General features: G+C 71.7%; 3 protein-coding genes. All 3 read right to left on the reverse strand.

The window, feature by feature from the left end:
* The coding region (locus tag AB0J09_RS64505; protein ID WP_360714354.1) for a hypothetical protein at nucleotides 1-579 on the reverse strand (579 nt) is incomplete at its 3' end.
* On the reverse strand, nucleotides 569-955 hold the full coding sequence (locus tag AB0J09_RS64510) for a hypothetical protein (protein WP_360714356.1): 387 nt from the start codon (nucleotides 953-955) through the stop codon (nucleotides 569-571). The genes AB0J09_RS64510 and AB0J09_RS64505, both read right to left, overlap by 11 nt.
* Nucleotides 952-1,519: hypothetical protein (locus AB0J09_RS64515; RefSeq protein WP_360714358.1), on the reverse strand; the 568-nt coding region annotated here is incomplete at its 5' end. The genes AB0J09_RS64515 and AB0J09_RS64510, both read right to left, overlap by 4 nt.

Raw genomic sequence — 1,519 nt, forward strand, 5'->3', positions numbered from 1 at the left:
GAGTGCGAACAGCAGGGTCCACCAGGTGCCTTGGGCGTCGGGCACGCCGGGGTGCGGCTGCCGGTCCGGGGTGATGCGCAGGACCTTCGGCTCGGCCAGCTGTTCGCCGGTGGCGCTGTCGTGGTGGGCGACCCGCGCCCAGAGCGACAGGTGGCCGTCGTCGATATCGCGGAGCGTGGTCAGCAGCGCGTGGTCGGCGCGACTGCGGGCAAGTCGCTGCCGGTCACCGCTGAGGTCGTCGGTCAAGTCCGCCGACGCGTCCGCCGGGTCGTCGGCACGGGGCGACTCCGCCTTAGGGTGCAGCACCCAGCGCGCGTGCGCCGCGCGCAGTTCCTCGCGGAACGACTCAAGATCCCGGGGTTGGCCATAGGTCGGCCACGACCTGTCGAGCAGAGTCCGGGCGAGTGCGTCGGCGAGTTGCGAGCGCGCCTCGGTATCGTCCCAGCCCCACGCGCTGGCCACCACGAGGAGATCAGGGTGAGCGGTGAGCACCTGCTCGATGAGTCGTGGGTCGACCTCGAAGTCGACGAAGTGGTCGCGGAGAACCTCGCCCGCCTCGGCGATGTCGTCAGCCTTCATTGTCGACATCCTTGCTCTCGGGAGCTCGTGGGCTCTGTCGAGCCAGCCCCTTGCGCCGGTGCGCCGACGCGCTGGACAGGTGCTCGTCGGCCAGCTCTTCGTTCAGGTAGGCGAGTACGGCGTCCAGCCGCGCGGCACAGCCGGGGGCGAGCCGGCCGCCAGTGCCGGGGAGCACGCGAATCCCCGCGTCGAGCAATTCGGCGCGGGTGAGTACGAGGCGTCCGGCTTCTCCAGCCAGCACGGCCTCCGCAGTGGCATAACTGAAGGTCCCGTCGCTGGTGAGCGTGAGCACCGTGCGCTCGCTCTGTCCCGCCGGTCGGGGCAGCAGCAGGGCGACGGCGTGCTCCCGGTGCAGCCGGGGCGGACGTCCGGTCATGGTCTTCCTCCGTCATGCCGGCGGACGGGCCTCCCGGCGGTCAGTGCCGGGCCGGGCTGCCCGCTGGCCGGGTAGCTGACGCCGGCGATCGGATGACACAGGACGCGGCGGTCCGGATCGGCGTCGAAGCGAACCAACAGGTAGCCGCCGCGGAAGCCGAGAATGGTTCCGGATCTGCCGTCCACGGTGATGCGGGCGTGCCGTTTGGCGGCGGGAAGCCGGTAGTGGTCGCGCACGTAGCGGCCAGCTTCACGGCCATGGTCCCAGGTTCCCGCTTCGGGGACAGGCCGGCCCGGTCGGAGCGGCTCGGTCTCGATGCCGTACACCGCGGCGAGCGCGACCGCGTGGCCTGAGCACATGCCCGTGCGCATGAGATGCCGGGCCTCCTCCGTCCGGGTGATCGGCTCCGGGCACGGCAGGTTCAGCCGATCATCAGGCCAGCGGCGGTTGCAGTGCGCACATCGGGTGTGGCCATCGGCCTCGGCCGTGAGCGTCGCCCCATGCTCCGGGCACACTCCCCAGCCGATGCCGCACGCAGGCACCACCGGCAGGGGACGGGCACCG

The sequence above is a fragment of the Nonomuraea sp. NPDC049784 genome (assembly GCF_040659615.1).
Taxonomy (GTDB): Bacteria; Actinomycetota; Actinomycetes; order Streptosporangiales; family Streptosporangiaceae; genus Nonomuraea.